This window comes from Pararhizobium capsulatum DSM 1112, from assembly GCF_030814475.1.
In the GTDB taxonomy this organism is placed as follows: Bacteria; Pseudomonadota; Alphaproteobacteria; order Rhizobiales; family Rhizobiaceae; genus Pararhizobium; species Pararhizobium capsulatum.
This window is the reverse complement of sequence record NZ_JAUSVF010000004.1, coordinates 101,108-127,683: the sequence shown is the minus strand read 5'-3', so window position 1 is coordinate 127,683 and position 26,576 is coordinate 101,108. Positions and strand designations below refer to the sequence as shown.

At 57.8% G+C, this 26,576-nt stretch carries 22 protein-coding genes, 6 pseudogenes and 1 riboswitch; of the genes and pseudogenes, 9 read left to right on the top strand and 19 right to left on the bottom strand.

The window, feature by feature from the left end:
* The first annotated feature begins 40 nt into the window (after positions 1–40).
* The gene (locus QO002_RS28980; RefSeq protein WP_307236547.1) at positions 41–832 is read left to right on the top strand and encodes a PhzF family phenazine biosynthesis protein; all 792 of its coding nucleotides are present in this window, start codon (positions 41–43) and stop codon (positions 830–832) included.
* 146 nt (positions 833–978) lie between these two features.
* Positions 979–1,155 (top strand): annotated as a pseudogene (gene purU / locus QO002_RS31055) (formyltetrahydrofolate deformylase); the annotation flags it as partial.
* A gap of 344 nt (positions 1,156–1,499) precedes the next feature.
* Here the strand turns inward: purU and QO002_RS28970 are convergent.
* From QO002_RS28970 to QO002_RS28955, 4 genes are all read right to left on the bottom strand, one after another.
* The gene (locus tag QO002_RS28970) at positions 1,500–2,957 is read right to left on the bottom strand and encodes an amidohydrolase family protein (protein ID WP_307236544.1); all 1,458 of its coding nucleotides are present in this window, start codon (positions 2,955–2,957) and stop codon (positions 1,500–1,502) included.
* The gene (locus QO002_RS28965) at positions 2,950–4,044 is read right to left on the bottom strand and encodes an amino acid ABC transporter permease (protein ID WP_307236540.1); all 1,095 of its coding nucleotides are present in this window, start codon (positions 4,042–4,044) and stop codon (positions 2,950–2,952) included. Before QO002_RS28965 ends, QO002_RS28970 begins: the two co-directional genes overlap by 8 nt.
* A gap of 3 nt (positions 4,045–4,047) precedes the next feature.
* Positions 4,048–5,196: an amino acid ABC transporter permease gene (locus tag QO002_RS28960; protein WP_307236538.1), complete on the bottom strand. Its 1,149-nt coding sequence runs from the start codon at positions 5,194–5,196 to the stop codon at positions 4,048–4,050.
* 158 nt (positions 5,197–5,354) lie between these two features.
* Entirely contained in the window at positions 5,355–6,365 is a 1,011-nt protein-coding gene (locus tag QO002_RS28955; RefSeq protein ID WP_307236535.1) for an amino acid ABC transporter substrate-binding protein, read from the bottom strand.
* Between the two features lie 287 nt (positions 6,366–6,652).
* Between QO002_RS28955 and QO002_RS28950 the strand changes: the two genes are divergently transcribed.
* Positions 6,653–7,345, top strand: coding sequence for a GntR family transcriptional regulator (locus QO002_RS28950; RefSeq protein WP_307236531.1), 693 nt, complete (start codon positions 6,653–6,655; stop codon positions 7,343–7,345).
* Between the two features lie 177 nt (positions 7,346–7,522).
* A pseudogene (locus QO002_RS28945) lies at positions 7,523–7,684 on the top strand (class II aldolase/adducin family protein); the annotation flags it as partial.
* On the opposite strand, the pseudogene QO002_RS28940 reads toward QO002_RS28945, so the two are convergent.
* Positions 7,680–7,984 (bottom strand): annotated as a pseudogene (locus tag QO002_RS28940) (PAS domain S-box protein); the annotation flags it as partial. The pseudogenes QO002_RS28945 and QO002_RS28940 overlap by 5 nt on opposite strands.
* Before the next feature lie 276 nt (positions 7,985–8,260).
* On the opposite strand from QO002_RS28940, the gene moaA reads away from it, so the two are divergent.
* Positions 8,261–9,307, top strand: a complete 1,047-nt coding sequence (gene moaA / locus QO002_RS28935) for a GTP 3',8-cyclase MoaA (protein ID WP_307236527.1) — start codon at positions 8,261–8,263, stop codon at positions 9,305–9,307.
* A gap of 175 nt (positions 9,308–9,482) precedes the next feature.
* Here moaA and QO002_RS28930 read toward each other — a convergent pair whose 3' ends face one another.
* The 8 genes and pseudogenes from QO002_RS28930 to QO002_RS28895 all read right to left on the bottom strand — a co-directional run bounded on the left by QO002_RS28930 (position 9,483) and on the right by QO002_RS28895 (position 16,285).
* On the bottom strand, positions 9,483–10,196 hold the full coding sequence (locus QO002_RS28930; RefSeq protein WP_370878619.1) for a NapC/NirT family cytochrome c: 714 nt from the start codon (positions 10,194–10,196) through the stop codon (positions 9,483–9,485).
* Positions 10,197–10,200: 4 nt separating this feature from the next.
* A complete protein-coding gene (locus tag QO002_RS28925) occupies positions 10,201–10,704 on the bottom strand; it encodes a nitrate reductase cytochrome c-type subunit (protein WP_370878618.1) in 504 nt (167 codons plus the stop codon).
* A complete protein-coding gene (gene napA, locus QO002_RS28920; protein WP_307236525.1) occupies positions 10,671–13,178 on the bottom strand; it encodes a periplasmic nitrate reductase subunit alpha in 2,508 nt (835 codons plus the stop codon). Before napA ends, QO002_RS28925 begins: the two co-directional genes overlap by 34 nt.
* Positions 13,156–13,432 (bottom strand): annotated as a pseudogene (locus QO002_RS28915) (chaperone NapD); the annotation flags it as partial. The pseudogene QO002_RS28915 and the gene napA, both read right to left, overlap by 23 nt.
* Positions 13,425–13,925 carry a ferredoxin-type protein NapF gene (napF, locus tag QO002_RS28910; protein ID WP_307236519.1) on the bottom strand — a complete coding sequence of 167 codons (501 nt, stop codon included), beginning with the start codon at positions 13,923–13,925 and terminating at the stop codon, positions 13,425–13,427. The pseudogene QO002_RS28915 and the gene napF, both read right to left, overlap by 8 nt.
* 7 nt (positions 13,926–13,932) lie before the next feature.
* Positions 13,933–14,124 (bottom strand): periplasmic nitrate reductase, NapE protein, encoded by a 192-nt coding sequence (gene napE, locus QO002_RS28905; RefSeq protein ID WP_307236516.1) that lies wholly within the window; start codon positions 14,122–14,124, stop codon positions 13,933–13,935.
* Positions 14,125–14,296: 172 nt separating this feature from the next.
* A pseudogene (locus QO002_RS28900) lies at positions 14,297–14,434 on the bottom strand (NADP-specific glutamate dehydrogenase); the annotation flags it as partial.
* Positions 14,435–14,851: 417 nt separating this feature from the next.
* On the bottom strand, positions 14,852–16,285 hold the full coding sequence (locus QO002_RS28895) for a CoA transferase (RefSeq protein ID WP_307236513.1): 1,434 nt from the start codon (positions 16,283–16,285) through the stop codon (positions 14,852–14,854).
* Positions 16,286–16,305: 20 nt separating this feature from the next.
* Here QO002_RS28895 and QO002_RS28890 point away from each other — a divergent pair, with 20 nt between their 5' ends.
* From QO002_RS28890 to ribB, 4 genes and pseudogenes are all read left to right on the top strand, one after another.
* Positions 16,306–17,433, top strand: a complete 1,128-nt coding sequence (locus QO002_RS28890) for a citrate synthase (RefSeq protein WP_307236511.1) — start codon at positions 16,306–16,308, stop codon at positions 17,431–17,433.
* 58 nt (positions 17,434–17,491) lie between these two features.
* Entirely contained in the window at positions 17,492–17,926 is a 435-nt protein-coding gene (locus tag QO002_RS28885; protein ID WP_370878617.1) for an ATP-binding cassette domain-containing protein, read from the top strand.
* A 322-nt stretch (positions 17,927–18,248) separates the two neighbouring features.
* Positions 18,249–18,344, top strand: a pseudogene (locus tag QO002_RS31050) (cold-shock protein); the annotation flags it as partial.
* A gap of 122 nt (positions 18,345–18,466) precedes the next feature.
* Positions 18,467–18,613, top strand: a riboswitch (FMN riboswitch).
* A gap of 113 nt (positions 18,614–18,726) precedes the next feature.
* On the top strand, positions 18,727–19,371 hold the full coding sequence (ribB, locus tag QO002_RS28880) for a 3,4-dihydroxy-2-butanone-4-phosphate synthase (RefSeq protein WP_307236508.1): 645 nt from the start codon (positions 18,727–18,729) through the stop codon (positions 19,369–19,371).
* 41 nt (positions 19,372–19,412) lie between these two features.
* On the opposite strand, the gene QO002_RS28875 is transcribed toward ribB, so the two are convergent.
* The 6 genes from QO002_RS28875 to QO002_RS28850 all read right to left on the bottom strand — a co-directional run bounded on the left by QO002_RS28875 (position 19,413) and on the right by QO002_RS28850 (position 26,556).
* Positions 19,413–20,393: an ABC transporter permease gene (locus QO002_RS28875; RefSeq protein ID WP_307236505.1), complete on the bottom strand. Its 981-nt coding sequence runs from the start codon at positions 20,391–20,393 to the stop codon at positions 19,413–19,415.
* A 14-nt stretch (positions 20,394–20,407) separates the two neighbouring features.
* Positions 20,408–21,895, bottom strand: coding sequence for a sugar ABC transporter ATP-binding protein (locus tag QO002_RS28870; protein WP_307236502.1), 1,488 nt, complete (start codon positions 21,893–21,895; stop codon positions 20,408–20,410).
* Positions 21,896–21,945: 50 nt separating this feature from the next.
* Positions 21,946–22,974 carry a substrate-binding domain-containing protein gene (locus QO002_RS28865; protein WP_307236500.1) on the bottom strand — a complete coding sequence of 343 codons (1,029 nt, stop codon included), beginning with the start codon at positions 22,972–22,974 and terminating at the stop codon, positions 21,946–21,948.
* Positions 22,975–23,294: 320 nt separating this feature from the next.
* Positions 23,295–24,083: an SDR family oxidoreductase gene (locus tag QO002_RS28860; protein ID WP_307236497.1), complete on the bottom strand. Its 789-nt coding sequence runs from the start codon at positions 24,081–24,083 to the stop codon at positions 23,295–23,297.
* A gap of 16 nt (positions 24,084–24,099) precedes the next feature.
* A complete protein-coding gene (locus QO002_RS28855) occupies positions 24,100–25,587 on the bottom strand; it encodes a sugar ABC transporter ATP-binding protein (RefSeq protein ID WP_307236494.1) in 1,488 nt (495 codons plus the stop codon).
* Between the two features lie 30 nt (positions 25,588–25,617).
* Positions 25,618–26,556 (bottom strand): substrate-binding domain-containing protein, encoded by a 939-nt coding sequence (locus tag QO002_RS28850; RefSeq protein WP_307236491.1) that lies wholly within the window; start codon positions 26,554–26,556, stop codon positions 25,618–25,620.
* Between the last annotated feature and the right edge of the window lie 20 nt (positions 26,557–26,576).

Below are 26,576 nucleotides of genomic sequence, written 5' to 3'. Positions count from 1 at the left end.
GTGCAAAAGTCAGGCCTGACGCTGCTTTGGAAGTCATAAGATGCAAGTACCATTTTTTCAGATCGATGCGTTTACCACGACCCGTTTCAAGGGAAACCCGGCGGCCGTCATGGTCTTGCCCAGCTTCCCGAGCGACGAGGTCTTGCAAACGATCGCAGCAGAGAACAATCTCCCGGAAACGGCTTTCCTGGTTCCCAGGGAGAAGGACTATCACCTTCGTTGGTTCACGCCTGCCGTGGAGGTGCCGCTGTGCGGCCACGCTACTCTTGCAAGTGCGGCCGTCGTGCTGGAGCGTCTCGACGTAAAAGGCGACACCGTGTCGTTCAGCACGGCGAGCGGTATCTTGAATGTTTGGCGCAACGACGGCAGGTACGTCCTGGATTTTCCATCCAGGCAGTCTGAAAAGGTGATGATCCCTGCGGCCATGGCTTCCGCGCTGAACGCAACGCCTGTCGAAGTTTACAGCAGCCAATACAACTATCTCGTGTTGCTGGACAATGCCAAGACAGTGCGTGAACTTAGACCGGATTTCGCGGCAATCTCAGGTTTTGATCGTCCGGGCTTGATCGTTACCGCCCAAGGCGACGAAGGTTTTGATTTCGTGAGCCGGTACTTCGCTCCCGCGAAGGGGATCCCGGAAGATCCGGTGACAGGTGCCGCGCACTGCATGCTGGCACCATACTGGGCAGCCAAGACCGGCAAATCGGCATTCCGCGCCTACCAGGCTTCGCAACGCGGTGGCGAAGTGACATGTCGTCTCTCCGGCGACCGTGTCGAACTGGAAGGCAGCTGCATATTTTTCATCGAAGGTCATGCGGAAATAGAACTTTAGACGGAATGCTATCGGCTTCGCTTCCAACGACGGTCCTGGCTGAGAGCGGCGGTGCAAAGTCGGCCACGGTAACGGCGCGATAATCTCGCCGTAGGGGCGGAGTAAAATCCGGCCACCTATCTTCCTTCTGCATCGACGCAGGAGGGACAAGGGATTTACACCGTGGAACTTTATCTGCACGTGCGACTGGCTGTCTCGGAAGGGATGAGCTGGCATCAGAAAGCCAGGTTCTGGCGCGTGCCGCGCATACCCATATCCACCACCGCTCCGTCGTCTTCCCGGCAAGCCCAGGCTCCTATGCATTTGAACGTATGGGCGGATAAAAAGGCCGTGCAACGAGAGGAGACGGTGAATGAAAGCCTTGCCGCCGGCACGTGTGAGATTGAGCGCCAGCAGAGTTCGTACGCTGCTCGCTCCGCTCACGCTGTTGAATTTCTCCGAGCCGAAAAGTTGTCCCTTGGGGGCCAAGACCTTCTGCACTCTTCGCAGCCGCCGGCATTGCCAGCCAATCAGCACCAAATATTGTAGACAAAAGTTGCGCATCCCCACGCAGCGTCAACGGCATCCAGGACCGGATTTTGCTAATGAACTGCTCGTTGGCCCACTGCCGACCTGAGCCCAAACCCCGGAAAATTCCTGCTGCTGCCACCCCAAGATCGGGCGCACGTCACAACACGCGGCTTCCGCTGGCCACCGGCAGAGATTTTGGGGCTAGCGCAGCGATTTTGCGACGCTGTGGGTCGTTGGCTTCGGCCTTTCGGCAGCAATACGCCTGAGCGTCCTTCAAGGCTGCAACCGCCCCGTCATAGTCAAGCAACGTCGGACGACCACCCTCGACAACGCGTGCGCCATCAACATAGACCGCTTCCACCGCCCGTTCGGCAGCACAATGGATCAGGTTGCGCAGCGGATCATAGACTGGCTGCATGGTGTGGTGGTTGAGGTCAATGAGGGAGAAATCGGCCTTGGCCCCCTTGGCGATACGACCGAGATCCCCTCTTCCAAGGGCCTTAGCCCCGGCAAGAGTTGCGACCTCAAGGATGCCAGCGGTATCTATGTCAAACACCGATTTGCCGGCGACGCGCGAACAGATCAGGGCTCGCCGCATTTCCTCGAGCATGTTGAAAGGATAACTATCGGTCCCGAGCGCGACATTGACCCCATTGCGCCGATAACGCCCAACGGACTCCAAAGTCATGCCGCTGCGCGAAAAGGTCACCGGGCAATGGGCAACGGTTGCTTTACGCTCGGCAAGCAGCTTGAGATCGAGATCGGTACGCTGCCGCGTCCAGGAATGGCTGTCGACAAAGATGCAGTGTCCGATGATGAGGTTCGGGCCTAGAATGCCCAGGCGTTCCATATACTGCACCGCTGTCAGACCCGTTCGACGCAACAGTTCTTCATGTTCGGTCATTGTCTGGGCGGCGTGAATGGTTATCGGAATACCGCGTTTGTGCGCCTCCTGTGTCGCATCAATCAGTAGTTCTGGAGAGCAGGTCTCGATTTGTGATGGTGCAACGATGCCGCCGAGCCGGCCACAGGCGTGAGCCCGTGCTTCATCGACCAGTTCAAGCGCACGGGCGAAGGCATCGCGACCCCTGGCCTTGTCCCAGTTGAAGTCGAGGCGATGACTGTCGACAACGCGCCACTGGGCTTCGCGGAACCCCGGTGCGACATAGGCGCGCGCGCCGCTCTTTGCCAGCGTTGGCAGCCATTTGGCGTGTGGAGCGGCGATATCCAAAAGTGTGGTCACGCCACTGCGCATCAGATCGCCGACCATCACCGTCAGGGCTGCCTCAAGCGAAGTATCATCGATATCCAGGAGCGCCGAATACTCGTACAAAGCATTACCCCAGAGCGCTTGTGTGCCCTGGTCGTCGAAGATGCCTTTGGCCACGGGTTCGTCGCCCGAATGGCAATGCACATTCACCAGCCCCGGCATCACCATGCGGTTGCGACCAGAGATTTCGTTCGCGGCGGGACCATCATAGTTGCCCCCCACATGCACAATGCCGGTTTCATCAAACGCGACGTCGGCGTCATGCATATAGACATGGGTAGCCGTGGCGGCATCGAATGCCACAACGGTATGGGCCTTGCGGATAGCGGTGACGGTCTTATTCATGGGTCGTCCTGAAGTGCTGTTCGAGAAAGCGGCTGTAGATGCCCATCAGCGCGCTGAAAAGGAAATAGACTGCTGCGGCAAACAAGTAGCCTTCAATAACGGCGATGCCTTGCCATTCCGGCGAGCGGAGCGCGGAGCGCATGGTATCGAGAAAATCGAGGAGACCAATGATCGTCACCAGCGTGGTATCCTGGAAGAAGCCGATGAACAGGGCCACCAACGGCGGAATCACTTTGCGCAACGCCTGAGGCAGTACGATCATGAACATAGACTGCCAGTAGTGCAGACCGAGCGATTGTCCGGCTTCGATTTGACCTCTCGGCACACTCTGCAAGCCGCCGCGCACAATTTCTGCGATATAAGCGGCGGCAAAAATGCTGATCGCTAGTTGAGCACGAAGGAGTTTATCGATGGTCATGCCATCCGGCATGAACAACGGCAGCATGACGGTCGCCATGAACAGTATGCTGATCAGGGGAACTCCGCGCACCATCTCAATGATGCTCACACCGAGAATTCGGATGACCGGAAGGCTTGAGGCTCTTGCGAGTGCAAGTGCGATACCGAGAGGCAAGCCGGTAGACAGTCCGATGAATGACAACATGAAGGAGAGCGGCAAGCCGCCCCATTGCGCCGTCGGCACGGGTGTCAGACCGAAGAAACCGCCGGCCATCACAATATAGAGTGCCGGCAATACAAGGAGGAACCATGCCATAAGAAGGCTGCGGCTCCATAAACGCGGTACCATCGAAATGCCGCAGGAGACAAGAAACAGCAGAACGGCCATGAATGGCCGCCACTGCTGGTCGAATGGGTAGAAGCCGAACAGGATGAAACGCAGTTTTTCCCGCAGAAAGGGCCAGCATGCACCGCTGGCAAGCTTGCAATCCGCGGGGGTGCCGGCAAACACCGCATTCAGAACCAGCCATGCGAAGGCGAGCTTGATCAGGGCGGCGATTGCAACAAGACTGGCAATCGTGATCAGCGCGTTTCCGGGCGTACCAAAATAGGCGGAGAGCTTGTGCGGAAAGCGGGATTCGGCAGGATTGAGCTGTGAGCCTGTCGCAAGAGCGTCAATGTCGGCCATAGATCAGCGCTCCTTTAGGGCGACGCGCGCATTGTACCAGTTCATTAGCAGAGCGATCAGGATCGACAATGAGAGATAGACGCCCATGAAAATGGCAATAGTCTCAATCGCCTGCCCTGTCTGGTTCATGACGGTGTTCGATACCATCACAAGATCGGGATAGCCGACAGCGATCGCCAACGAACTGTTCTTGAATACGGTGAGATAGGTATTGGTCAGCGGCGGAATGATAAGCCGCAAGGCCTGCGGCAGTATGATGAGCCGCATCGTGCGGGAACGGGGAAGCCCGAGCGCTGTGGCCGCTTCCCATTGACCCTTGCCAACCGCCTGAATGCCGGCGCGAACGGTTTCGGCGACGGCAGCCGATACACTTAGTGTCAATCCGAACAGAAGAGCGACAAACTCCGGCCGAATTTGATAGCCGCCCGCCAGCCGGAACTTTCCGACCATCGGAATGTCCCATACGATGGTGATGTTCGACACCAGCGCAACCGCGATCAGCGGTAGTGCGAACGCAACGAGCGACAGCAGAAGGATCGGACGCTCCTGCCCCGTCTCGCGGTGGCGCCGCAGCAGGAAAATTCTTGTGGCAATCGCTGCAACAATGCTTGTTACCGACGCTACGGCCAGCGGTTCGAAGCCGGATTCGAACGCGACCGATGGCATCGCAAGTCCGCTGTTGGACAGAAAGAAACCGGGAAAAAACTGGATTGCCTGCTTGACGGGTGGAAATACCGATATGATGAGCGCGTACCAGAGAAATAGATAGAGCAGCAGCGGAACGTTGCGCAGTAGCTCGACATAAGTCAGCATCAGACGCGACAGAACGGGATTGTGCGATAGCCGGCCAATGCCGACGAGCAAGCCCACTATCGTTCCGAAGATCGCAGCAAGCAGCGAAACTTTGACGGTATTGATAATGCCGACAAAAATGGCCCTGCCAACCGTATCGGTTGGGCCGTAGGCGATCGAGGTTTCCGAAATGACGAAGCCGGCTTGCCGCCATAGAAAGTCGAAGCCGGTCGCTATTCCCTGTTTTGCCAGATTGTCCGAGGCGGTACTGAACATGATCGATGCAATCAACAGCACCGCGACAATTGCAACCGACTGGTAAAAGAGCGCACGAATGCGCGTGTCATAGAAAAAAGACATGACTGCACGCTACGGAGGTGGCGCAGGGGCCGGAGTCGCATTTCGCGACATTGGCTCGGGCGCGTTTCGGTTTGACGCTGCGCGCCAGAAATCGCGCACAGAAATCAGTCGCCTCAGCGGGGCCTCCGTCCCAACAGGAATGAGGCCCCCTTTAGACATTAACGGAACGGCGGAGCGTAGAGCAAACCACCGGCGTTCCAGAGCGTGTTTGGCCCACGCGTCAAGCCAATACCGGTAAGACTGCGATCGAACACTTCGCCATAGTTGCCGACACTCTTGATGATGTTGTAGCCCCATTTGGTGTCGAGGTTTAGCATCTTGCCCAGATCCTCGTTAACGCCGAGCATGCGCTGGATTTCGGGATCTTCGCTTTTCAGCATTTCATCGACATTGGCCTGCGTAATGCCCTTTTCTTCGGCGGCCATCAGCATCCAGGAAGACCAGGCAACGATATCGCGCCAATTGGAATCGTTCTGACGCACTGCGGGCGCCAACGGCTCCTTGGAAATCGTTTCCGGCAGAATGACGTAGTCATCCGGGTTGTTGGCAACGGCGCGGATCGCAGCCAGATCCGAGCGGTCGGAGGAAAGTGCCTCGCAACGGCCTGAGAAAAATGCTGCGCGGTTTTCATCCGGGCTTTCAAACACCACCATTTCGAACTTGCCACCGATGGTGCGGAAAAAATCAGTCAGATTCTGCGCGGTCGTGGTTCCTGGCAATGTACAGATCGCCGCATCCGTCAGGTCCTTGGCGCTGGTTACACCCAGCGTCTTCGGCACCATCAGGCCTTGGCCGTCGTAAAGGACGGTCGGGCCGAAATCGATGCCGAGGGAAGTTTCGCGGGAGAATGTCTGCGTTGACTGGCGAGAAAGGATGTCGATTTCGCCGGATTGGACCGCCTGGAACCGTGTGTTGATGTTGGTGACGACGAAATCCACCTTTTCCGCATCGCCAAATACTGCGGCCGCGACTGCACGACAGATATCAACGTCAAAGCCATGCATGCGTCCCTTGTCGTCAGGATAGGCAATCCCAGGGGTGCTGGTCGACACGCCGCAGATCAGCTTTCCGCGTTCCCGGACTGTATCAAGCGTTGTTGCAGCGTGCGCCGTTGTTGCCGCAAGGCCGATCGCAGCAGCCGTGCACAGGTGCAGAATTGTATGTTTCATTTTCCTCTCCCATTAATCGCAGCAATTACCATTTCACTGGTCGTCTGATTTGATCAGACGCTCCTCCCAGATCACACACGCCCCGGTGAAGGGGAACTGGATAACTGTGTGCAGTTATTGTATACGATGAATAGGAGATTTGCGCAAATGTATTGTATGCACTTGAGCATGCATAAAATCTCATAGATAGATGGACAATCGGGATCAATTGTGAACACACAAGGCGCCCTGTAAGTAGATATTTTGAATCAGAGTTTTGTCGTCGCCGACGATTGAGGAGGTCTGCCTTGTCTGAACGATCGAGCCGCGCCGATCATGTCTATCGGCTGCTTCGCCAGGCTATAATTGAGCAGGCATTGAAACCCGGCGTGAAATTGTCAGAGGATACGATTGCCGATCAATTCAAGGTTAGCAGGACGAGCGTACGTGGGGCCCTTGTCCGTCTCAATGCCGAGGGTCTCGTCGATCTCAAGGCCAACAAGGGAGCCAGCGTAGCAGAGCCGACAATCGAGGAGGCCAAGGATATTTTCTCCTTGCGGTTCATGCTCGAAACCGAAGTTGTCCGTCGGCTTGTGACCTGTTTTGATGAGATCCACGCTACTCGGCTAGAGGCCCACGTCAGAGAAGAAGAAGGAGCGCTAAAGAGCGACGGTCCGACCTCGATCCGACTGGCCGGTGAGTTCCATATCCTACTTGCCGAATTGACGGGATCACTGGCTCTGACTCGGTTCGTGCGCGAAGTCGTATCCCGCTCATCATTGATCCTCGCGCGCTTTGCCCGATTGCACTCACCCGAGTGCGCTGTTGAGGAGCACGTCCAAATCATTCGCGCGTTGCGATCCGGCAAAGTCGCTGAGGCTGAGAATATTATGCTCGAACACTTGCATGCGGTGGAACTGCGGGCGGAACTGGGATTCCAGACATCCGACCCTGACACTGCAGCGATCCTCCGCCACTATGCCGGTTCGAACCGTCATTGATCGGCAGTAGGGCACAGCCGTTGCGCTGGTCGAACCTCGGTATTCGAGGGTTTCCGGATTTTGATGATGGCACACAGTTTCGTATCGCCCTGAGAGAATACACACGGGGGCCTCCACAGTCTGGGAGTTCAAACACCTTTGGATTGCTCCTGCCATCCGACAGCCGTCACCACCGCCATCCAATGCCTCCGGCAGAGTGGCGCGCTGGTGGCCGTCGGCCTCGGCTGCTCCATGCCGGGCGATCCCGAGATGGGCGCCGCGCTTTGTGGCCTTGCGGGAAAACGCAGCGCTGTGCTTCTGGCTAATCACGGCCCAATCGTCGCTGGAAAGGATCTGGATCGCGGATGACATCAATCACAACGTGAGCCCAAAAGGGCGCGCCATCCTTTCGGACGCGCCAGCCCTCAGCCTCAAATCGGCCTTCGGCCGCCGCAGTTCCAGGACCTCTTGCGGCATGCCGGCCTGCCGATCCTCAGGTGTATAGAAGCGCGAGAAGTGCTCGCCCAGGATCTCGGCCTCTGTGTAACCCTTGAACCGTTTGGCACCTGAGTTCCAGCTACTGACGTGTCCATCAGGATCGAGCATATAGCCGGCATAGGCTGTGATGGCATCGACCAGCAACCGATAGCGGCCGTCCAGCCCATCGGTCTGAAGAGTGGTGACGTCTCCTCTTGGCGCGTCCCGGTCTAGACCACTCGGTAGCAGACTGACGGCTTCCAGAAGGCCAAGCGCGTGAGGTGAACGACCGCAACGGGGGCGCGAAGAGGAAATAATTTCCGTTTCCCCTGGTGGCAACTACGTGGCCGGGATGGTTATACAAGATAGCGGACCCGCGAGAGCTGGCAGCACAGAAGCATTCACAATCGGTTTGGTGCATATTGAGCCTCTGTGGTCCGTGCATCGGGTGAGACTTATATGAACGCCGCCTTCCCTCCATACCAGCAAGTCATCGACAAGGTCGCCTCGCAGGCCGCACCGATGATCGATCCCTTCGGGAGGGCTGTGAGCTACCTGAGGGTTTCCGTCACGGACAGATGCGATTTCCGCTGCACCTACTGCATGGCTGAAAACATGCAGTTCTTGCCGAGGAAGGACCTTCTGACCCTGGAGGAGCTCGAGCGTGTGTGCTCCGTCTTCATCGATAAGGGTGTGCGCAAGATCAGGCTCACGGGCGGCGAACCCCTCGTCCGCAAGAATGTCATGGTACTGGTGCGGCAACTGGGCAAGAGGATCGGTTCCGGGCTGGACGAACTCACGATAACGACAAACGGCTCGCAACTCGCCCGCCATGCCGACGAGCTATATGACTGCGGCGTGCGGCGGATCAACGTTTCACTCGACACCCTCGATCCGGACAAGTTCACCAAGATCACCCGCTGGGGCGATCTTGGGAAGGTGATGGAGGGGATCGATTGCGCCTTGAGGGCGGGCATCCACGTCAAGCTGAACGCGGTCGCTCTGAAGGACTTCAACGACGTCGAAATCCCCGACCTGCTGCGCTTTGCTCATAGCCGCAGAATGGATCTTACTCTGATCGAAACGATGCCCATGGGGGAAATCGATGAGGACCGCACGAACCGGTATCTGCCTTTGTCCAGGCTTCGCGCCGATCTCGAAAAGGATTTCACGCTGACCGATATCGGACATCGCACAGGAGGCCCTGCCCGCTACGTCCGTGTCGAGGAGACGGGCGGCCGCCTTGGCTTCATAACCCCGATGACGCACAATTTCTGTGAGAGCTGCAACCGCGTTCGCCTGACATGCACCGGAACCCTCTACATGTGCCTCGGACAGAACGACGCGGCGGATCTCAGAGCCGCCCTGCGCGCCAGCCCTGACGATGGAATTCTTTCAGCGGCGATCGACGAAGCGATTTTCCGAAAGCCCAAGGGCCATGACTTCGTCATCGACCGGACGGGCAGGCCAGCCGTGGCCCGGCACATGAGTGTGACAGGCGGATAGTGAACCCATCACCACGTCATTTCCCGCTGTCGCTGAAGCCCTGCATGAACTTTAGGGGCTTGAAGGGGGCCAGGCGGCTGGCGATGTCGCCTATCCGAGCCAGCCGAACTGGCCCGCTAGCGGAACTATGAGCGACGTCGGCACAATGTCCGACTGGAAATGGCCTAACTAAATGTCAGAAAGCCGCGGCATGAGCTTCGGCCAAAGCGCGTCGAAGATCCTCGACCGGAGTGCTACCATCCGGAGTCCCGTCGGCCATCTTTTTTCCCTCGAGTTCTTTCGGCATTTTCCAGCCAGGATCGATGCCTTCCATGTTCGGCAGCTCGTGGGCTATGCCCTTGTGGCAATCGATGCAGGTGGCTTTTCCCGAAAGGAGATATCGCGTGTGGATTTCAGCCGCCCTCTGGGTCTGCTTCTGCAAATCCATCGCGACCGAAGAGTGGCAGTTGCGGCATTCCAGACTGTCGTTGGCCTTCATGCGCGCCCATTCGTGCTGAGCCAGCTCAAGACGGTGCTCGAGAAATTTCGACCGCGTATTGATCGTCCCGAACAGCTTGCCCCACACTTCCTTGGACGCCTGCATCTTGCGGGCGATCTTGTCCGTCCACTGGTGCGGCACATGACAATCGGGACAGCTTGCGCGCACTCCCGAACGGTTCGAGAAGTGGATGGTGCGCGTCAGCTCCTCGTAGACGTTCGCCTTCATCTCGTGGCATCCGGTGCAGAACTTCTCGGTATTGGTCACTTCGAGGGCCGTGTTGAAAGCGCCCCAGAACATGACGCCGCCGATGAAGCCGCCGAGCGTCAGGAACCCAAGCCCAAGTGTCACGGCGGGCGTGATCATGATACTCCATGCCCACAACACGACTTTCCGGATCCAGGCGATCATGGTCTCACTCGCTTCCCGCTGGCTTGAACCCAAGTTCGCTCATGTCTTTGAAGGTGCTGGGAACCAGCGGCTGGACGTCCGCCTGGGGGACGTGGCACGCCGTACAGAAGTACCGCCGCGGCGAAACGTCCGCGATCATCTGTCCCTCGCGCGTCATGTAGTGCGTCACGCTGATCATCGGCGCGCCCGAGTCCTGTGTGAATTCGCGCTTGTGACAGGTGAGGCAACGGTTGGCGTTGACCGACAGTTCGTAGCCCTCGATCGAGTGGGGGATGATCGGAGGCTGGTCCGGATAGGCGCGCATCTTGCGCTTGTCGTCGATCACCCATTTCGGAAGGACGGTGGCCGCTCCCGATTCCATGGCCTGAGTCTGGCCCTGAAGCTGCGGGACGTTCTGCGTCGCCACCTGGCCGATCGCCGCGGTCGCGATGAAGACGAAAATCCCGCCGGCGATTGCAGTCCATTCGGGGCGCATCAGACGACGACCGGGAGAATCTTGACCGCGCATTTTTTGAAATCCGTCTGTTTGGAGATGGGATCGGTGGCGTCGAGTGTTACCTTGTTAATCAGCTGGCTTGCGTCGAACCATGGAATGAAGATGACGCCCGTGGGCATTCGGTTTCGACCGCGGATGTCGATGCGGGTGCGCATTTCGCCGCGCCGCGAAACGATGCGGACTTCCGCCCCCTGGTTGATCCCGCGTTTCCGGGCATCGTCGGCGTTCATGAAACAACGAGCGCCAGGAAACGCCTTGTAGAGCTCCGGAACCCGCATCGTCATCGATCCGGAATGCCAGTGCTCGAGAACCCGCCCCGTCACGAGCCAGAAATCGAACTCCTCATCGGGCGATTCTGCCGGTGGCTCGTACGGCACGGCCAGGATAACCGCCCTACCATCCTTCTGACCGTAGAAATTCACGCCCTCTCCCGGCTTCACGTAGGGATCGTACCCCTCCCGATACCGCCACTTCGTTTCCTGCCCATCCACGACCGGCCAGCGCAGCCCACGCACTTCGTGGTAGGCGTCATAGGGCGCAAGATCGTGGCCGTGGCCCCGCCCGAACGATGCGTACTCCTCGAACAGGCCTTTCTGGACGTAGAAGCCGAAGTCCTTCGACTCGTTGTTGTCGTATTCGCCGTTGATCTCGCTGAGCGGGTACCGATCGACCTCGCCGTTGCGGAACAGCACGTCGAAAAGGGTCTTGCCCCGATAGGTCGGATTGGCGTCGAGCATCTCCGCCGGCCAGACGTCTTCCGTGGTGAAGCGCTTCGAGAACTCCATCATCTGCCAGAGATCAGAACGTGCATCACCAGACGCTTGGACGAGCTGATGCCAGACGTGGGTCCTGCGTTCTGCGTTGCCGTAAGCGCCTTCTTTTTCCACCCACATGGCGGCTGGCAGAATGAGATCAGCACTCATCGCGGTGATTGTCGGATAGGCGTCGGAGACGACGATGAAGTTCTCAGGATTACGATAGCCCTGATAGGTCTCGTTGCTGGTGTTGGGTGCTGCCTGGACGTTGTTGTTACACTGTACCCAATAGAAATTGAGCTTGCCGTCCTTCAGCATCCGGTCCTGCTGAACGGCATGGTATCCCGGCTTCTCGGGAATGATGCCGTGGGGAATGCGCCAGATTTCCTCCGCATGCTTGCGATGCTCGGGATTGGTTACAACCATGTCTGCCGGCAGACGGTGGGCGAACGTTCCGACCTCCCGCGCCGTGCCGCAGGCCGAGGGCTGGCCCGTCAGCGAGAAAGGACTGTTGCCGGGTTCGGATATCTTCCCCGTCAGCAAGTGAATGTTGTAGACCATCTGGTTTGCCCAGACGCCGCGGACATGCTGGTTGAACCCCATTGTCCAGAGCGACATTACCTTGGTCTTCGGGTCGGCGTAGAGCTCTGCCAGTTGTTCCAGAAACTCCGGCTCGACCCCCGTCAACTCGGCCGTCTTCTCCAGTGTGTATTCAGCGACAAACTCCTTGAAAGCCGCGAAATCCATCGGCTCTGTCTTACCCGGATCGGCCGAATTGGCGGCGTTCACTTCTTTCGGATCGTCAGGCCGCAGTCCGTATCCAATGTCGGTCACGCCACGGGCAAACTTGGTGTGCTTCTCTACGAACGCCGTATTGACGCGATCGGTCTGGATGATGTGGTTGGCGATGTAGTTGAGGATTGCAAGATCGGTTCCCGGCTTGAAGATGATCGGAACGTCGGCCAGGTCCATACTACGGTGAGTAAAGGTTGACAGGACCGCGACGCGAACATGGTCGTGGCCAAGTCGGCGATCGGCAACCCGCGTCCAAAGGATCGGGTGCATCTCGGCCATGTTCGATCCCCAGAGCACGAAGGCATCCGCGTTCTCGAAATCGTCGTAGCAGCCCATCGGCTCGTCCATGCCGAAGGTCCGCATGAAAGCGACGGCAGCCGACGCCATGCAGTGGCGGGCGTTTGGATCGAGATTGTTCGATCGGAATCCGGCCCGCATCAGCTTGGTTGCTGCATAGCCCTCGAAGATCGTCCACTGGCCGGAGCCGAACATGCCGACGGCTGTTGGCCCTTTCTCCTTCAGCACTTTCTTGCACTGCTGCGCCATCGCGTCGAAGGCTTCGTCCCAGCCGACGGGTTCGAATTCGCCATCCTTGGCGTAGACGCCGTTGCGTTTGCGAAGCAGCGGTGTCTTCAACCGGTCCTCGCCGTACATGATCTTGGAAAGGAAATAGCCCTTGATGCAGTTCAGGCCGCGGTTGACCTCCGCCTGCATGTCGCCGTGGGTTGCTACGACCTGACCTTGCTTGACGCCGACCATCACGCCGCACCCGGTGCCACAGAAGCGACAGGGAGCCTTAGACCATTTGATCTCCAGCGCCCCTACCCCGCCGGGAACTGGCTGGGCTGCGGCGGGAAGTGAAATGCCAGCCGTAGCCGCGGCGATGCCAGCGGCATGTGCTTTCAAAACCTGGCGTCGCGTCAGTGCTTCGGTCATCTGTCTGCGCTCTCCGTTTCGACATGTTCGAAAACCATGTTCGCGGCGATCACTCCCTCAAGAAGTGAAATGGCCGTCAGGCACTGCCCCATCACCCCGGTGCTCGTTCCCTCAATGACGATGATGATCTTCCCGTTTGCGTGAGCATGGATTTCGACATTTTCCATCTTGGCGATCTCTGCAAGAACGTCGCCCGTCCTTGCAGGCAGCGTCGCAACGACCGCGCTTGAAATGTGATACGTCGCCTCAGACATGGGCCGGCTCCAGTGCACGAGGCTTCGTCCCGATCGCTCCGACAGGACAAACCTGCATGCAAGCGCCGCAGCCAGTGCAAATCTGCTCGTTGAATTCAGGAACAAACGGGCCGCCCAGACGTGGCCGAAAACGGATAGCCTGTTCGGGACAGCTTTCGCCGCAGGACTGGCAAGCAACATCCTGTTTTGCCAGGCAACCAGAGGCGATCACGGCAACGTGGGGAAACCGAACGGCAGCATCCGGTTCGAAGACCGGTTCCGGGCAAGCCGCCCTGCATTCGCCGCAGAACGTACATTCGCCCAAGGAGAAATCGACCGACGGCAGGCTATCGACCAGAACGATTATTCCGGTGGGACAGTGTTCGGCGCACAGATTGCAGCCCGTGCAGGCAGACAGTCCCAGGGCGGATGCTCCCGGTGGATAAATCCCACTGGCTCTTCTGGAAGAGGGACCACGGAACAAGTCACGACGTGAGATGGATTTTGTAAACATCGCCGCCTCAATGTCCGGGAGGGCCTGGCGGACCGAAAACGATCTGCCACATCCAGACGGCAAAACCGAAGCCGCCAACAATGCCGACCGCAATGATCGGCCATATGCCGAAGGCAAGGGCGATAAATGTGAGAAGCTCCGCGCGCCGCCGTGGAAGCGGCTGCGCATTGGTCACACTACCAGGAGACGGCTCCGACATCCCAACTCTCCTTCAGCTTGAAGTGCATAGTATCAAGACAATTGATTAAATAAAGGGCGAAATACTGCATTTTTGTAGTCAAGTTATTCAATATTACCTTCTCCTAAAATATTGCATCCACAGCAAAAATCCCAACGAGAATCGGGGTGGAATTTGCTTCGTCCCTCGGGAGGTAGCGGGGATGCTTGGCTATGACGCGTCCCAGGCTCTCCAGCACCTCTCGCACGGCTTGGTGAAATTCCTGTTCACCAGCGTTGCGTCTCAAGACCTCCTGAAAGATGGGCTCGATCTTCTCATCGACATTGACCATTTCGCATCTCCATTGGGCAATTGCACAGAAATCGTGCTTTTCTCGCCCTGCGTTAGCGAAAAAGGGCGAATGTCGATGCGACATTTGTTGAGTTTTTGTGCGACGAGCCGTAGGCGCAGGTCTTCGTGAGGGACAGTCGTCGCAACCCGGTTCGGACGCGGCACTTCAATTGCGCCCAATATCCAAAGCTTGGCGGAGACCTCATTGAGGGTGATCAAGTCAGCCGACAATACTGCGGCCTGTCTGACCTCATAGAAAGTCTTCAGAAGCCGAGGATCATTTCTGCAATAATGCCCGCTAAGGCGATTTTGTGTGTGACGGGAAACATGTGTTTTCGGTCATGATAGAAGCTGCAGGCAGCATGAGCGCTTCGCCAAACCGGACCTTGCAAGAATGGCATCAGGGGACACCATTCACTCAACCAAGCCAGACCGCCTCGTTTGAACCGAGTTTTATTGCTGGCCGTGTCCAGTTCATCGGAGTGCCAGCAATGTTGACCGGTGGAAGCAAGCGCAGCGCCGGTCCCCAATCTGTTTGTTCAACGGTGGTGCCGAAGTCTTCATCCATCAACGGTTGAAATCTGGCGTTGGATGGGCTGCCTTTGTGATCAACTAGGAGCTTTGCTGTGCGTGCCAGAGACAGCCGCGCACTTATTGGGCCTGCGCCTGTCGATTTTGCGATCACACCCCGAACTGCGGCAGCCGCCAGGAGATAGCCTGTAGCATGATCGAGTGCTTGAACGGGAAGCGAGAACGGCGCGTCTGCGCTGCGCCAATCCATGCCCGTTCCAGCAATCCCGGACGAAAACTGGACGAGGCTGTCAAAGCCGCGCCGCCGCGCCCAGGGTCCGCTATGGCCATAAGCATCGAGGGATATGTCGATCAGGCCAGGGCGAACGGCCTGTCGCGCTGCGGTGCCGAACCCGATTTCTTCGAGTGCGTCGCTGCGATAGCCATGAACCAATATGTCCGCCTTGTTGAGCAACTCACTAAAGACATTACGCCCAGATGGCGTCTTGAGGTCGAGCCTTGCGCAACGCTTACCCAATGTGACTTCGGGGATGACGCCGGGTTCATCCCATCCGGGTGGATCGATACGCAAGACATCCGCGCCAAATCCAGCAAGAAATCGCGTCGCCACAGGCCCCGCAAGAACGCGGGTGAGATCGAGCACACGCAGCCCCGAAAGCGGGCGAGCGGGAGAGGGCTGCCATTCGTTTGCCATCCTCTTGCCGGGTGTATCCCAAAGTATCAATTTTTCTGCCGAAACAGCTTCGCCTTGCGGATGGGCAGCCCAATCTTCGACAGACCGCAAGCGTGCGGCGCAGCCACCAGCAGCGACAATCGCTTCTTCAAGCTCGTCTCCACACCATGTCTTGACAATGTCCGCAACAGCCTCGCGGCTTGGTTCGCAACCAAGCACTGATAGCGCCGCTGCGCGGTGATGCGGGGCATTGGTATGGAGTTTGATCCATCCATTCCGTGTCTTGTAGTCGCCCGCCAGGCCGTCCCAAGGGTTCAGCATTTCCCAACCTTGAGGCCGAATTGACCAGGTGAACCAGAGCGACGCCAACCTATAGGAGACCGAGACTGGTGGGACAGTCGAGTACAGGCCGACCAGTTCGGAAACCGCTGTGGCAGCAGCGCCTATCGAGGCGGCGGCGAGCTCCGAAACAGGAAAACAGGAAGGTAAGCTATCGCTACCGTCAAAGGTCACGCGTGATGCGGTATCGCCAGACAGGTCAAGCGCGGCCAGCATGTCGGTGAGCATGGAATACGTAATATTGTCGGACATAATGGCCTCATCCTGATCAGATGAGTTGCATTTTTGCTTGATTGCCGATTCAATCAATCTTGATACATATAATCAATATGACGAATTTGATTGATCGCGATACGGCGCTCTTGAGGCTGGGCATTAAGGCGCAAACGCTCTACGCCTATGCGAGCCGAGGCCGTATCCGCATGCAGCCTGATCCCGCCGACAGTCGCCGAAGCCTCTACAACGCCGATGACATCGTAGAAGTCTCGGTGCGCAAGGCCCGAGGACGAAAGCCAGCAACGATTGCAGCTAGTTCAATGAACTGGGGCGAACCGGCGATCCAAACCAGCCTGTCTGCCGTTCATCGCGGCAAGCTATATTATTGTGGACAGGATGCCGTGGGGTTGGCTCACAGTTCGACGCTCGAAGAAGCTGCTGCCCTCCTTTGGGATGTGCGGCGTTTGCCCATCTTTTCGGGCGATGCTATCGAAGCCAGCCAAGATGCGTTTTTGGTCCTTGCCACCCATGCGTCGCAAGGTCAGCCAATCCTGGGGCGTAGCGGCAATCATCTTGCACATGATGCGGCCATGATTGTCGGCAAACTGGCTTCGGTCTGTGGGGCCGTAGACGGCTCCGGCCCGATCCATGAGCGACTTGCCATTGGTTGGAATTGCAACGCGCAAATTGCTGACAGGTTACGGCAGGCTTTGGTCGCAATGGCCGATCACGATCTCAACGCGTCAACATTTGCTGCTCGGGTCGCTGCATCAACCGGAGCATCGTTACCCGCCTGCCTGCTTGCCGGATTGTGCGCCCTATCCGGCCCGCGACATGGCGGTGCTGGCGAAGCCTTGCGATCTCTTGCCGCAGATGCTCGGCGGCAAGGTGCGAAGAAAGCTGTTCGGCAATGGCTGGAGCGAGATCGAATGCTGCCGGGATTTGGCCATAACCTCTATCCCGATGGTGATCCTCGTGCGGGTCTGATGCTAGCAGGTATCAAGGTGCCGGATGACCTGCTGGCGCTGGCTGCCAGCGTTTTCGACCTCACGGGACTGCTTCCCAATTGTGATTATGCACTTGCGGTGATGGTCGATGCACTGGGGTTGCCCGAAGATGGGCCATTCCGCATTTTTCTGATTGCCCGGGCTGTGGGCTGGTGCGCGCACGTAATGGAGCAAAATCAAAAGGGAACATTGATCAGGCCGCGCGGTCACTATGATGGTGCGTTACCCGACTGAGTGAAGACTAATTGCAATTCCCCCTAAACGCTGCTCCCTCCCGTTGCACGACAATCAAGTGTTTTCGGCACTGGACCGTCGCAGGGTGAAGTTGCCAACGTTGAATGGCAGTTTTGTGCGCGACAAACCATGGGTAAGATTTCGCTGCACAAGGCCGGCAAGCAAATATGGCACTGTCAAGATCATCAGGGATCTCGACCTGGAGATCGCCGACGGCGAGTTCGTGGTCATCGTCGGTCCTTCCGGCTGCGGCAAGCCCACCTTGTTGCGGATGATCGCAGGGTTGGAGGCGACGACCCCCGGCCAGATCGTCATCGACGGACACGACGTGACCGCGGCCTTGCCCGTTGAGCGCAAGCTCGCCATGGTGTTCCAGACCTCTGCGCTCTATCCGCACATGACGGTTCGCCAGAACATGGGTTTTGGCTTGAAACTCGCCAAGCTCTCGAGCGGCGCGATCAAGGCCAAGGTGGATGCGCAGCCGATACGTTGAAATTGACCCCGCGGCTCGACCGCTACCGGAAGGAACTTTCCAGCGGTGATTGCGCGCCGCCAAAAGGCGCTGCAAAGACAGCCGGCGGCAGAGTAAAGTGTCGATCAAATCGTCTAAAAGCCGGAGGGGCGGGTACCATCCGCCCCGATCTGATCTTGCAAGCGGGATCAGCCACTCAGATCGGGGCTGGTCCTCGTGCCGCAGAAGGCCGACCGGACACTTTAACTTTGCATAAAGGCGGACATTTCTACTTCGCCGCCACAAACTTGGGAGGCGTAAGGCGATTTATGGAACTGGGTATTCCATAATACGAAGGCACCCGTTCCGCCATCAAAGTTGCCTTAGCTTTCAACAGGTGAATTACGACGTCGGCCAGGATCGCAAGACGGGTAAATCCAAAGCCGAAAATCGCCTGTAACTGATTGAGGAGTGAATGTGCGTCTTCACACCTCCCCGGCCTCATTGAGGGTCGAGGCGCGCGCCTGACAATGTTAGGGAAACTCGACCCTTGAAGATTCTAAGTTGAGTACTTAATATTGGTGGTGTTCTCAGGGCGGGGTGCAATTCCCCACCGGCGGTATCAAGGCAACTTGGAGCCCGCGAGCGCCTCCACCGTGCGGTGGGGGGTCAGCAGATCTGGTGAGATGCCAGAGCCGACGGTCATAGTCCGGATGGAAGAGAACATGCTATTGGGGTCGCCGCGACGACCAACGATATGCTTGTTCGCCCAAGGGATAGTGGCGGCTTCACCCGAAGCCGCGAAAGTCGCACATGCGACCAACCCTTGAAAGGCTAGTACTTTGGCAGTATCGAAAATCGAAGACGCAATCGCCGCAATTGCGCGTGGTGAAATCATTGTCGTCGTTGACGACCGTGACCGTGAAAACGAGGGCGACCTTGTTATTGCATCCAATGCCGTAACACCGTCAGCAATTGCCTTCATGATGAATTACGCCCGTGGCCTGATTTGCGTGGCGATGGACGCCGACCGACTGGATCAGTTGGATATTCCGCTAATGGTTCAACAGAACACCGAGTACCACCGAACTGCTTTTACTGTTTCCGTCGACCATATTGCGAGCACGAGTACGGGCATATCAGCAGCTGACCGTGCCTCTACAATACAAGCGTTGATGAACCCAAGTTCCCGCGGCGAAGACTTCGCGCGGCCGGGTCATATTTTCCCACTTCGTGCGCATCGGGATGGGGTTATTGGTCGTCCCGGTCACACGGAAGCAGCTGTCGATCTCGCCAGACTTGCTGGCAAATCACCGTCTGGCGTCATCTGTGAAGTCGCAAACGACGATGGCACCATGGCGCGCCTTCCCGATCTCGAAAAGTTTGCCGCCCGTCACAACTTGCATTTGATCACGATCGAAGATCTCATCGCCTATAGGCTTGATCGGGAAGCTTTATCGTCTTCATTGTATGCCGTTGCCAGTTAACGTCCCCGCTGGTGCCCCGATAATCCGCGGGGCGCCAGCTTTCAACGCCGTCTCAATAGATCGACAAGAATTGCGATCAGCACGACCACACCGACGATAACACGTTCCCAGTATCCGGAGACATTCATCAAGACGATGCCGTTGGCGAGGACTGCCATGAGCAGCGCCCCCAGAATGGTACCGATGATCGTGCCCTGCCCGCCTTTGAGGCTCGTTCCGCCGATGATCGCCGCTGTAATCGCGCCCATCAGCCAGCCTTCCCCAACCGACGGCTGACCAGAATCCATCCGACTGGCGTAGAGAATACCGGCCAGCGCAGCGAACATGCCCGCAAGACCAAAGACGAGAAGCTCGACGCGCCAACTCCGTATCCCCACGAGTTCCGCTGCCTCGCGATTACCGCCTATGGCATAGATGTTGCGGCCGAATTTGGTGCGCGCCAGCATAAAGGTGAGGATGGCGCCGGAGCCTAGGAAAATGAGCACCGGTACCGGCACGCCGAAAACGGCACCTTGGCCAAAGACGCGGAACGTTTCCCCGAGCGGCCGAATGGGATATCCTTTCGTGATGACGAGCGTCAGACCGGCGAAAACTTCCCACGATGCCAGCGTGACGATAAACGGATTGAGCCTCAAGACGGCGACGAAAAATCCATTGATGCAGCCAAGGCACATGCCGAACAGCGCGGTCAGCGGCAGAACAGCATAGGGGTGGATTCCGGTTTGCGTCAGAAGTAGCGAACCCACGATCGTTGAAAGTGCGGCTGCCGCGCCAACGGACAGGTCAATGCCGCCTATGAGGAGCACCAGGGTCTGACCGAGCGCGACAAGGCCAACGAACGATGCCTGGCGCGCCACCACACTAAGATTGTATTGGGAGAAGAACGCTGGCGCAGCGATGGTCAGCACAATGACCAACGCCAGTAGCGCCACCAGCACTCCGCTTGCATCCCATTTCCGAAACCGTGTCAGCGCGGACCGGTTGCCTGAACGGCCCTGGGCCGATGTTTGAACGATCGTCATTTTCCAGGTTCCTTCTAAGACATCGCGATTGCAAGCAGGCTTTCCTGCGTCGCTTCGGCAGCGTTAACCGTGCCGCGGATGCGGCCCTCATGCATGACGACGATGCGGTCGGAAACATCGATGACCTCCTGCAGTTCGGAGGAGATATAAATGATGGACAGACCACTCCCGGTAAGATCACGCAGGACGCCCTGGATTTCGGCCTTGGCGTTTACATCGATGCCGCGGGTCGGCTCGTCGAGAATGAGAACGCGGCTGTTTTTCAAGAGCCACCGCGCGATGATGACCTTCTGCTGGTTGCCGCCGCTTAAAGTCGTTATTGCGTCTTCAGGGCGGCCGATCTTGATCTTCAGCCGGTCGACGAAAGTCTCGACCTCGCGCAGCATATCGGGAAACCGAAGGCCAAAAAAACCGCGAAAACGGTCAAAGACGGAAATAGTCATGTTCTCGCTGATGCTGAGCAGGGCGAAGATGCCCTCCTGCTTGCGCTCTTCCGGCAGGTAGACAAGGCCCTTGGCGATCGCATCGGCCGGATGCCGGAGCCGAACGCGTTCACCGAACACGGTGACGTCGCCCGAATCCGCGACTTTCAATCCGAAGAGGCATTTGCCAAGTTCCGTACGGCCTGAGCCGATGAGACCGGCGATGCCCACTATCTCGCCGCGCCGGAGGTCAAAGCTGATATCGGCAAACTCGCCCTTGCGCGTCAGCCGTTTAACATCAAGTACCGTTTCCTGCGGCAGGCTTCCGGGCGGGCGATGCGGCGCCGGTTTCACGATGCGCCCGGCCATGTGCCGGACCATCTCATCCTTGGTTGTGGAAGCTGTATCAAGTTCGGCGACGAGACACCCGTCGCGCAAGCACGTAATGCGCTGCGACAGAGCGAGTATTTCCTCGAGGCGATGGGAAATGTAAAAGATAGAATTGCCGTTTTCGCGGAACCTGCGGATGAAGGCAAAAAGCCGTTCGGTCTCACGGGCGGTAAGCGCAGCCGTCGGTTCGTCGAAGATCAGGATTTCGGCCGAGGTGGAGACAGCCCGAGCAATCTGAACAAGTTGCTGCTCGGCCTTACTGAGTTGTCCCGCTTTGCAATCGGGATCAATGCTATCGTCAATCTGGTGCAAGATAGAGATAGCTGCCTCGCGGGTCCTGCGCCAGTTGATCAACCCGAGACCACCGCCCGCTTGAGCACCGAGCGCGATATTCTCGAAAATACTCAGGCCCGGAACGAGATTGATCTCTTGCGGCGCGATTGCGATGCCCTGGCGTTGTGCATCGCGCGGGTTGGCGAAGGTGACAGCCGATCCCTTGCGCAAAAGGGTGCCTCTGTCTGGCGCAAGTTTCCCGGAGACGATGTTCATCAACGTGCTCTTGCCAGCACCGTTCTCGCCGATAACGGCATGCACTTCACCCGCGCGCAAAGAAAGGCTGACATCGGCCAGCGCATGCACGCCCGCAAAACTCTTGTCGATGTTCTGAACTTCAAGGATGACGTCGTTCACGAATAGGTCTCCAGATGAGGGGAGCGCAAGCGCCCCCCTTTCGGAAGTTTCTAGTTTCCAAGAAGCTCCTTCGTCAGGATCTGGGACCCAGTGGCATGTTCATGGGGGATTGTGTGGTTCTGATTCTTGGCGACAAGATATCTTACGGCCCAGTAGCCGATCTCCCACTGGCGCTGCGCCTTCACGCCTGCGATGACGCCGTCCTTGATAAACTGGAGCGTTTCGGGCAGGTCGTCCATGCCAACGATGGTGATGGCTCCTGCTTTACCGGCGTTCTGCACAGCACGTGCCGCACCAATGGGGTTAGAGGCATTGGCGCCGAAGATGCCCTTCAGATTCGGATTCGCCTGAAGTGCGTTTTCGGTCAGGTTCACAGCCTTTTCGAGATCATCATCGTCGGGCTGTTCAAAAACGACTTTGATGTTCGGGTGCTTGGCAATGGTCTCCTTGAACCCTTTGACGCGCGCTGCATGATTGGTTGCAGTCAAACTGCCGGCCAGAATACCGACTTCGCCTTCATCGCCAATCTTCTCGGCCAGGAACTCCGCCAGGTCGGAACCGTCCTGATAGTCGCCCTTGTGGCCGACGAAATCGAAATCTTCCGCGCAGAATGTGTCGAATGTGATGAGGTTGACGCCGGCTTTCACGGCTTCGCCGAGAAGCTGGACATTCGTTCCCGGATCGAGACAGGAAACGGCAAGACCGTCTGGATGGCGGCCGATATTGGTCTCGATTCGGCGGTTGTGATCAGCGACGTCGGCTTGCGGCGGTGAGTCCCACACGACATCGACGGTGATACCTTCGACTTTGAGCTCCTCAGCGGCCTTAGTGGCGCCGGCTGCGACCACTTCGTACCAAGGATGCACTACCTTCGGAATAAATACGATACTGAGGGTCTTGCCGACGGGTTTGATCAGGTCGCCCTGATCGAAGGCAAAAGCGGTGGATGTAGCAAGAGCCGAAGCAAGAACAAATCCGGCCAGTACATGGTTGAATTTCATTTTCTCTCTCCCTTTGATTGTCCGGCGGCCGCTCCCCGATCGCCGGCATTTCACCGCATGTCTCCCGTTGCCGGCCATGCGATACTGCGTGCCGATGCAATCCCAGCGATCCCGATTGGAGAGGCCAGATGCCGCGGCGGAAACTTGCAGAGGCGTTCAGCGCGGACCCCTTACGCCGGAACTCAATGCCGCTTTGGTGATTTCTGCGGGTATGCAAGGCCCTCCAGAGACTATTCCGTTGCAACTGTTATCTTGCGCGAGACAAACATCAGTAGTGACGGTGAGAATTGACGTTGGATATTTATGCAAATCGCGATTAATATGCATGTTAATTAACGCCCCCATCAAGTCCAGCTTCCTCGCTAATTCGCCCGGCGGAAATTTGCGATCTTATCGGCTCACCAGCAGCAGAATCCGCCATCGACCAGGAGGTCGACCCCGGTAACGAAACTTGCGGCGTTCGACAGAAGGAACACCGCTGGACCAACCATCTCGTCCACGGAGGCCATGCGCTGCATCGGGGTCTGCTCCTCGAAGAGCTTTGTCTGGTGGATCATTTCCGGGCGGGTGTTCATCGGCGTAGCGGTATAGCCCGGGCTGATGGTGTTTACCCGAATTCCGCGGCCGACCCACTCCATCGCCATAGATTTCGACATGTGGATGACGCCGGCTTTCGAGGCGTTGTAGTGGCATTGGTTGAGGCCGCGATTGACGATGACACCGGACATCGAGGCGATGTTGACGATCGCACCGCGGCCGTTTTTCAACATCGCGCGGGATTCGGCCTGGCAGGAAAGGAACACGCCTTTCAGGTTGATGTCGATCATCGTCTGGAACTGACTTTCCTCCATCTCCTCGGCCGGGTTGGCGTTGGCGATGCCGGCTGCGTTGACCGCGAGGGTCAAGGTGCCGAGTTCCGCTTCGGTGCGGGCGACTGCATCGTTGAGCGCTGCGCTGCTGGTCACGTCTGCAGCAATCTGGATACTGCGTCGGCCCGCCTTGGCGATGAAATCAGCAGTATTGGCCAGCCCGTCATCGGTGCGCCGATCAAGTAGGGCGACATCGGCCCCGCATTGCGCCAGCCCTATGGCAATGCGCTGGCCGATGCCGCTACCACCACCTGTCACGAGTGCGACACTACCGGAAAGATCGAATAATTTTGGCGCCTGGAGAGCGATATCAGACATTCGGTATATTCCCTGTTCAGATGGTTGCCAGTTCCATGACCGAGACGTCGTTTGCGTCCTTGCGGTCTAGAATGCCGGCCTGCTTGCCCTGTGCCATGACCATGATGCGGCTGGAGACCCCTAGTACTTCCTCGAGATCCGAACTGACCACGACTACGGCGACGCCTTCGCGGGCCAAATCAATGATCAGATCATAGATCGACGATCGGGCACCAACATCGATGCCGCGCGTGGGTTCGTCCAGCACTACGACCCGCGGCTTGCGGGCCAGCCATTTGGCCAGCACCACTTTCTGCTGGTTGCCGCCGCTGAGTTCACCGGCCTTCTGTTCGCCGCGCCCCTTGACGCCGAACCTCCTGATATATTCATCGGCGAACTGACGGAGCCGCCGTGACGAGATCCAGCCCTTGCGGGAGATTCTGCCGAGATTGGCGTAAGCGATGTTTTCCGCAATCGAGTGATCGAGCACCACGCCCTGGAGCTTTCTATCTTCCGGCACCAACACGATGCCGTTGCGGATCGCGTCTATGGGCGAGCGCGGCGTGACGGGCTTGCCGTGCAGCAGCACCTCGCCAGCGGAAATTGGGTCGGCCCCGGTAATGGCGCGAACAAGTTCCGTACGGCCGGCGCCCATCAGGCCGGCTATCCCAAAAATCTCGCCCTTGCGAACCGTAAAACTGATGTTGCGAAATGAATTGGACGGTGATGTCAGATCGCGAACTTCAAGCGTTACCTCGTCGGCCGCCGCCGGTAATGCGGGAAACATGCGCTCCAGGGGGCGCCCGACCATTGCCTCAACGATAGTGCGAACAGGTACGTCGCCGTTGGCGAATTCCTTTACTTTTGCACCATCGCGCATCACGACGATGCGGTCGGCAATCAGCCGGATCTCTTCAAGCCGATGCGAGATGTAAACGATACCCACGCCCTCCAACTTGAGACGCTGGATCTGTTGGAACAGAAGCTGGGTTTCATCGCCGCCAAGTGCGGCAGTAGGCTCGTCGAGGATCAGCAGCCGGGCGTTAAGGGTCAACGCCTTGGCAATCTCGATCAACTGTTGTCTTCCGGTCGACAATCCTTCGACAAGTCGATCGGGCGAAATATCAAGACCGAGCCTGTGCAAGCCAGCGCGCGCGCGCTCTTCCATGGCCCTTCTGTCGATCCGACCGCCTTTCATCGGATAGCGGCCGAGGAAGATGTTCTCCGCAATCGATAATTTCGGCAGAAGTTTCAGTTCCTGGTGGATCATGCCGACGCCCGAGTCCATAGCAGCGCGGGGCGTGGCGGGTGCGTATGCCGCCCCAAGCCACGTCATATCTCCGGCCGAGGGCTGGACGGTGCCGGAAATAATGTTCGACAGGGTCGATTTTCCAGCACCGTTTTCGCCCAGCAGCGCCACGACTTCTCCGGGACGAACATCGAAATCGATGCCGTGTAACACCTTGACCGGACCGTAGGATTTCTGGATGCCACGGAGCGACAGGATGGACGAGTAAGTTGTCATTGCGCTACTGCCTTTCGCTATCAAGACAGGTTACGGATGGCTCTTCACGAATTCCGGCGCATTGTCGCAGGTCGTCAGAACGGCATTCGGGGTCTGACGCGCTTCGACCTTCTGGCCTGCGGCCACGGCCAGAGCCGATTCAACCGCGAGGACCCCCATCTTCTGCGTGCTCTGAGTAGCAGTCGCGATGAACGGACCCTTGCACTTTGCAAGGTATTCGAGAGCAGAAACATCGCCATCATAACCGCCGATGATCACCTTGTCGGAGAGGTTAGCGACGTCCATGGCCTTCGCCGCCCCCATGGCCAAACCGTCGGCCTGTCCAAAGATGATCGTGATGTCGGGGTTCGCCTGGAGCATGTTCTGGGCGATCGAGAAGCCCTCGTCGGCCGACCACATCTGGCTCCACTGCTGGTCGACAAGTTCCACGCCCTTGTTTTCGTCGATGGCGCGCTTGCAACCCGTGAAGCGGTCTACCTCCGGCGTTGTGCCCTTCTGGCCGTGGATGATGGCCATCTTGCCCTTGCCCCCAGCCTTCTCGATGATGTGCTTGCATACGGCGTAGGCGGATTCGACGCTTTCCCCGGCGATGAAGGTGTCGCCCGGCGCACCGTCGGGAACACGGTCGACGTTGATCACCGGAATGCCGGCTTCACGTGCAAGGCGGGTCGGTACCGCCGCTGCAGCCGCCCCAGCCGGGATATAGATAAACGCGTCAATTCCCTGGGTCATCAAGTCCTGAACTTGGCTGACCTGGGTCGCGGTGTCGTTCTTCGCGTCAACGACAATTACTTCGAGACCTTTTTCTTTGGCATACTTTTCGACGCCGAGTTTGATCTGGTTGAAGAAGTCCGCCTGAAGGTTCGGCACAGCGAGCCCGATCTTTTTGACCTCCGCGGCGGAAGCGCCGAGCGGGGACATCAGAAATGTAGCCGCGGTGGCTGCCATTATCAGCTTGGACAGTTTCATGGTTTTTCCTCCGAGTTGAA

Bases quoted from the DNA above. Each gene is read 5' to 3' on its own strand.
- QO002_RS28980 (WP_307236547.1), top strand. From the start codon at position 41: ATGCAAGTACCATTTTTTCAGATCGATGCGTTTACCACGACCCGTTTC.
- QO002_RS28970 (WP_307236544.1), bottom strand. From the start codon at position 2,957: ATGAATAAGACCGTCACCGCTATCCGCAAGGCCCATACCGTTGTGGCA.
- QO002_RS28965 (WP_307236540.1), bottom strand. From the start codon at position 4,044: ATGGCCGACATTGACGCTCTTGCGACAGGCTCACAGCTCAATCCTGCC.
- QO002_RS28960 (WP_307236538.1), bottom strand. From the start codon at position 5,196: ATGTCTTTTTTCTATGACACGCGCATTCGTGCGCTCTTTTACCAGTCG.
- QO002_RS28955 (WP_307236535.1), bottom strand. From the start codon at position 6,365: ATGAAACATACAATTCTGCACCTGTGCACGGCTGCTGCGATCGGCCTT.
- moaA (WP_307236527.1), top strand. From the start codon at position 8,261: ATGAACGCCGCCTTCCCTCCATACCAGCAAGTCATCGACAAGGTCGCC.
- QO002_RS28930 (WP_370878619.1), bottom strand. From the start codon at position 10,196: ATGATCGCCTGGATCCGGAAAGTCGTGTTGTGGGCATGGAGTATCATG.
- QO002_RS28925 (WP_370878618.1), bottom strand. From the start codon at position 10,704: ATGCGCGGTCAAGATTCTCCCGGTCGTCGTCTGATGCGCCCCGAATGG.
- napA (WP_307236525.1), bottom strand. From the start codon at position 13,178: ATGACCGAAGCACTGACGCGACGCCAGGTTTTGAAAGCACATGCCGCT.
- napF (WP_307236519.1), bottom strand. From the start codon at position 13,925: ATGTTTACAAAATCCATCTCACGTCGTGACTTGTTCCGTGGTCCCTCT.
- napE (WP_307236516.1), bottom strand. From the start codon at position 14,124: ATGTCGGAGCCGTCTCCTGGTAGTGTGACCAATGCGCAGCCGCTTCCA.
- QO002_RS28890 (WP_307236511.1), top strand. From the start codon at position 16,306: ATGACGAATTTGATTGATCGCGATACGGCGCTCTTGAGGCTGGGCATT.
- QO002_RS28875 (WP_307236505.1), bottom strand. From the start codon at position 20,393: ATGACGATCGTTCAAACATCGGCCCAGGGCCGTTCAGGCAACCGGTCC.
- QO002_RS28865 (WP_307236500.1), bottom strand. From the start codon at position 22,974: ATGGCCGGCAACGGGAGACATGCGGTGAAATGCCGGCGATCGGGGAGC.
- QO002_RS28860 (WP_307236497.1), bottom strand. From the start codon at position 24,083: ATGTCTGATATCGCTCTCCAGGCGCCAAAATTATTCGATCTTTCCGGT.
- QO002_RS28855 (WP_307236494.1), bottom strand. From the start codon at position 25,587: ATGACAACTTACTCGTCCATCCTGTCGCTCCGTGGCATCCAGAAATCC.
- QO002_RS28850 (WP_307236491.1), bottom strand. From the start codon at position 26,556: ATGAAACTGTCCAAGCTGATAATGGCAGCCACCGCGGCTACATTTCTG.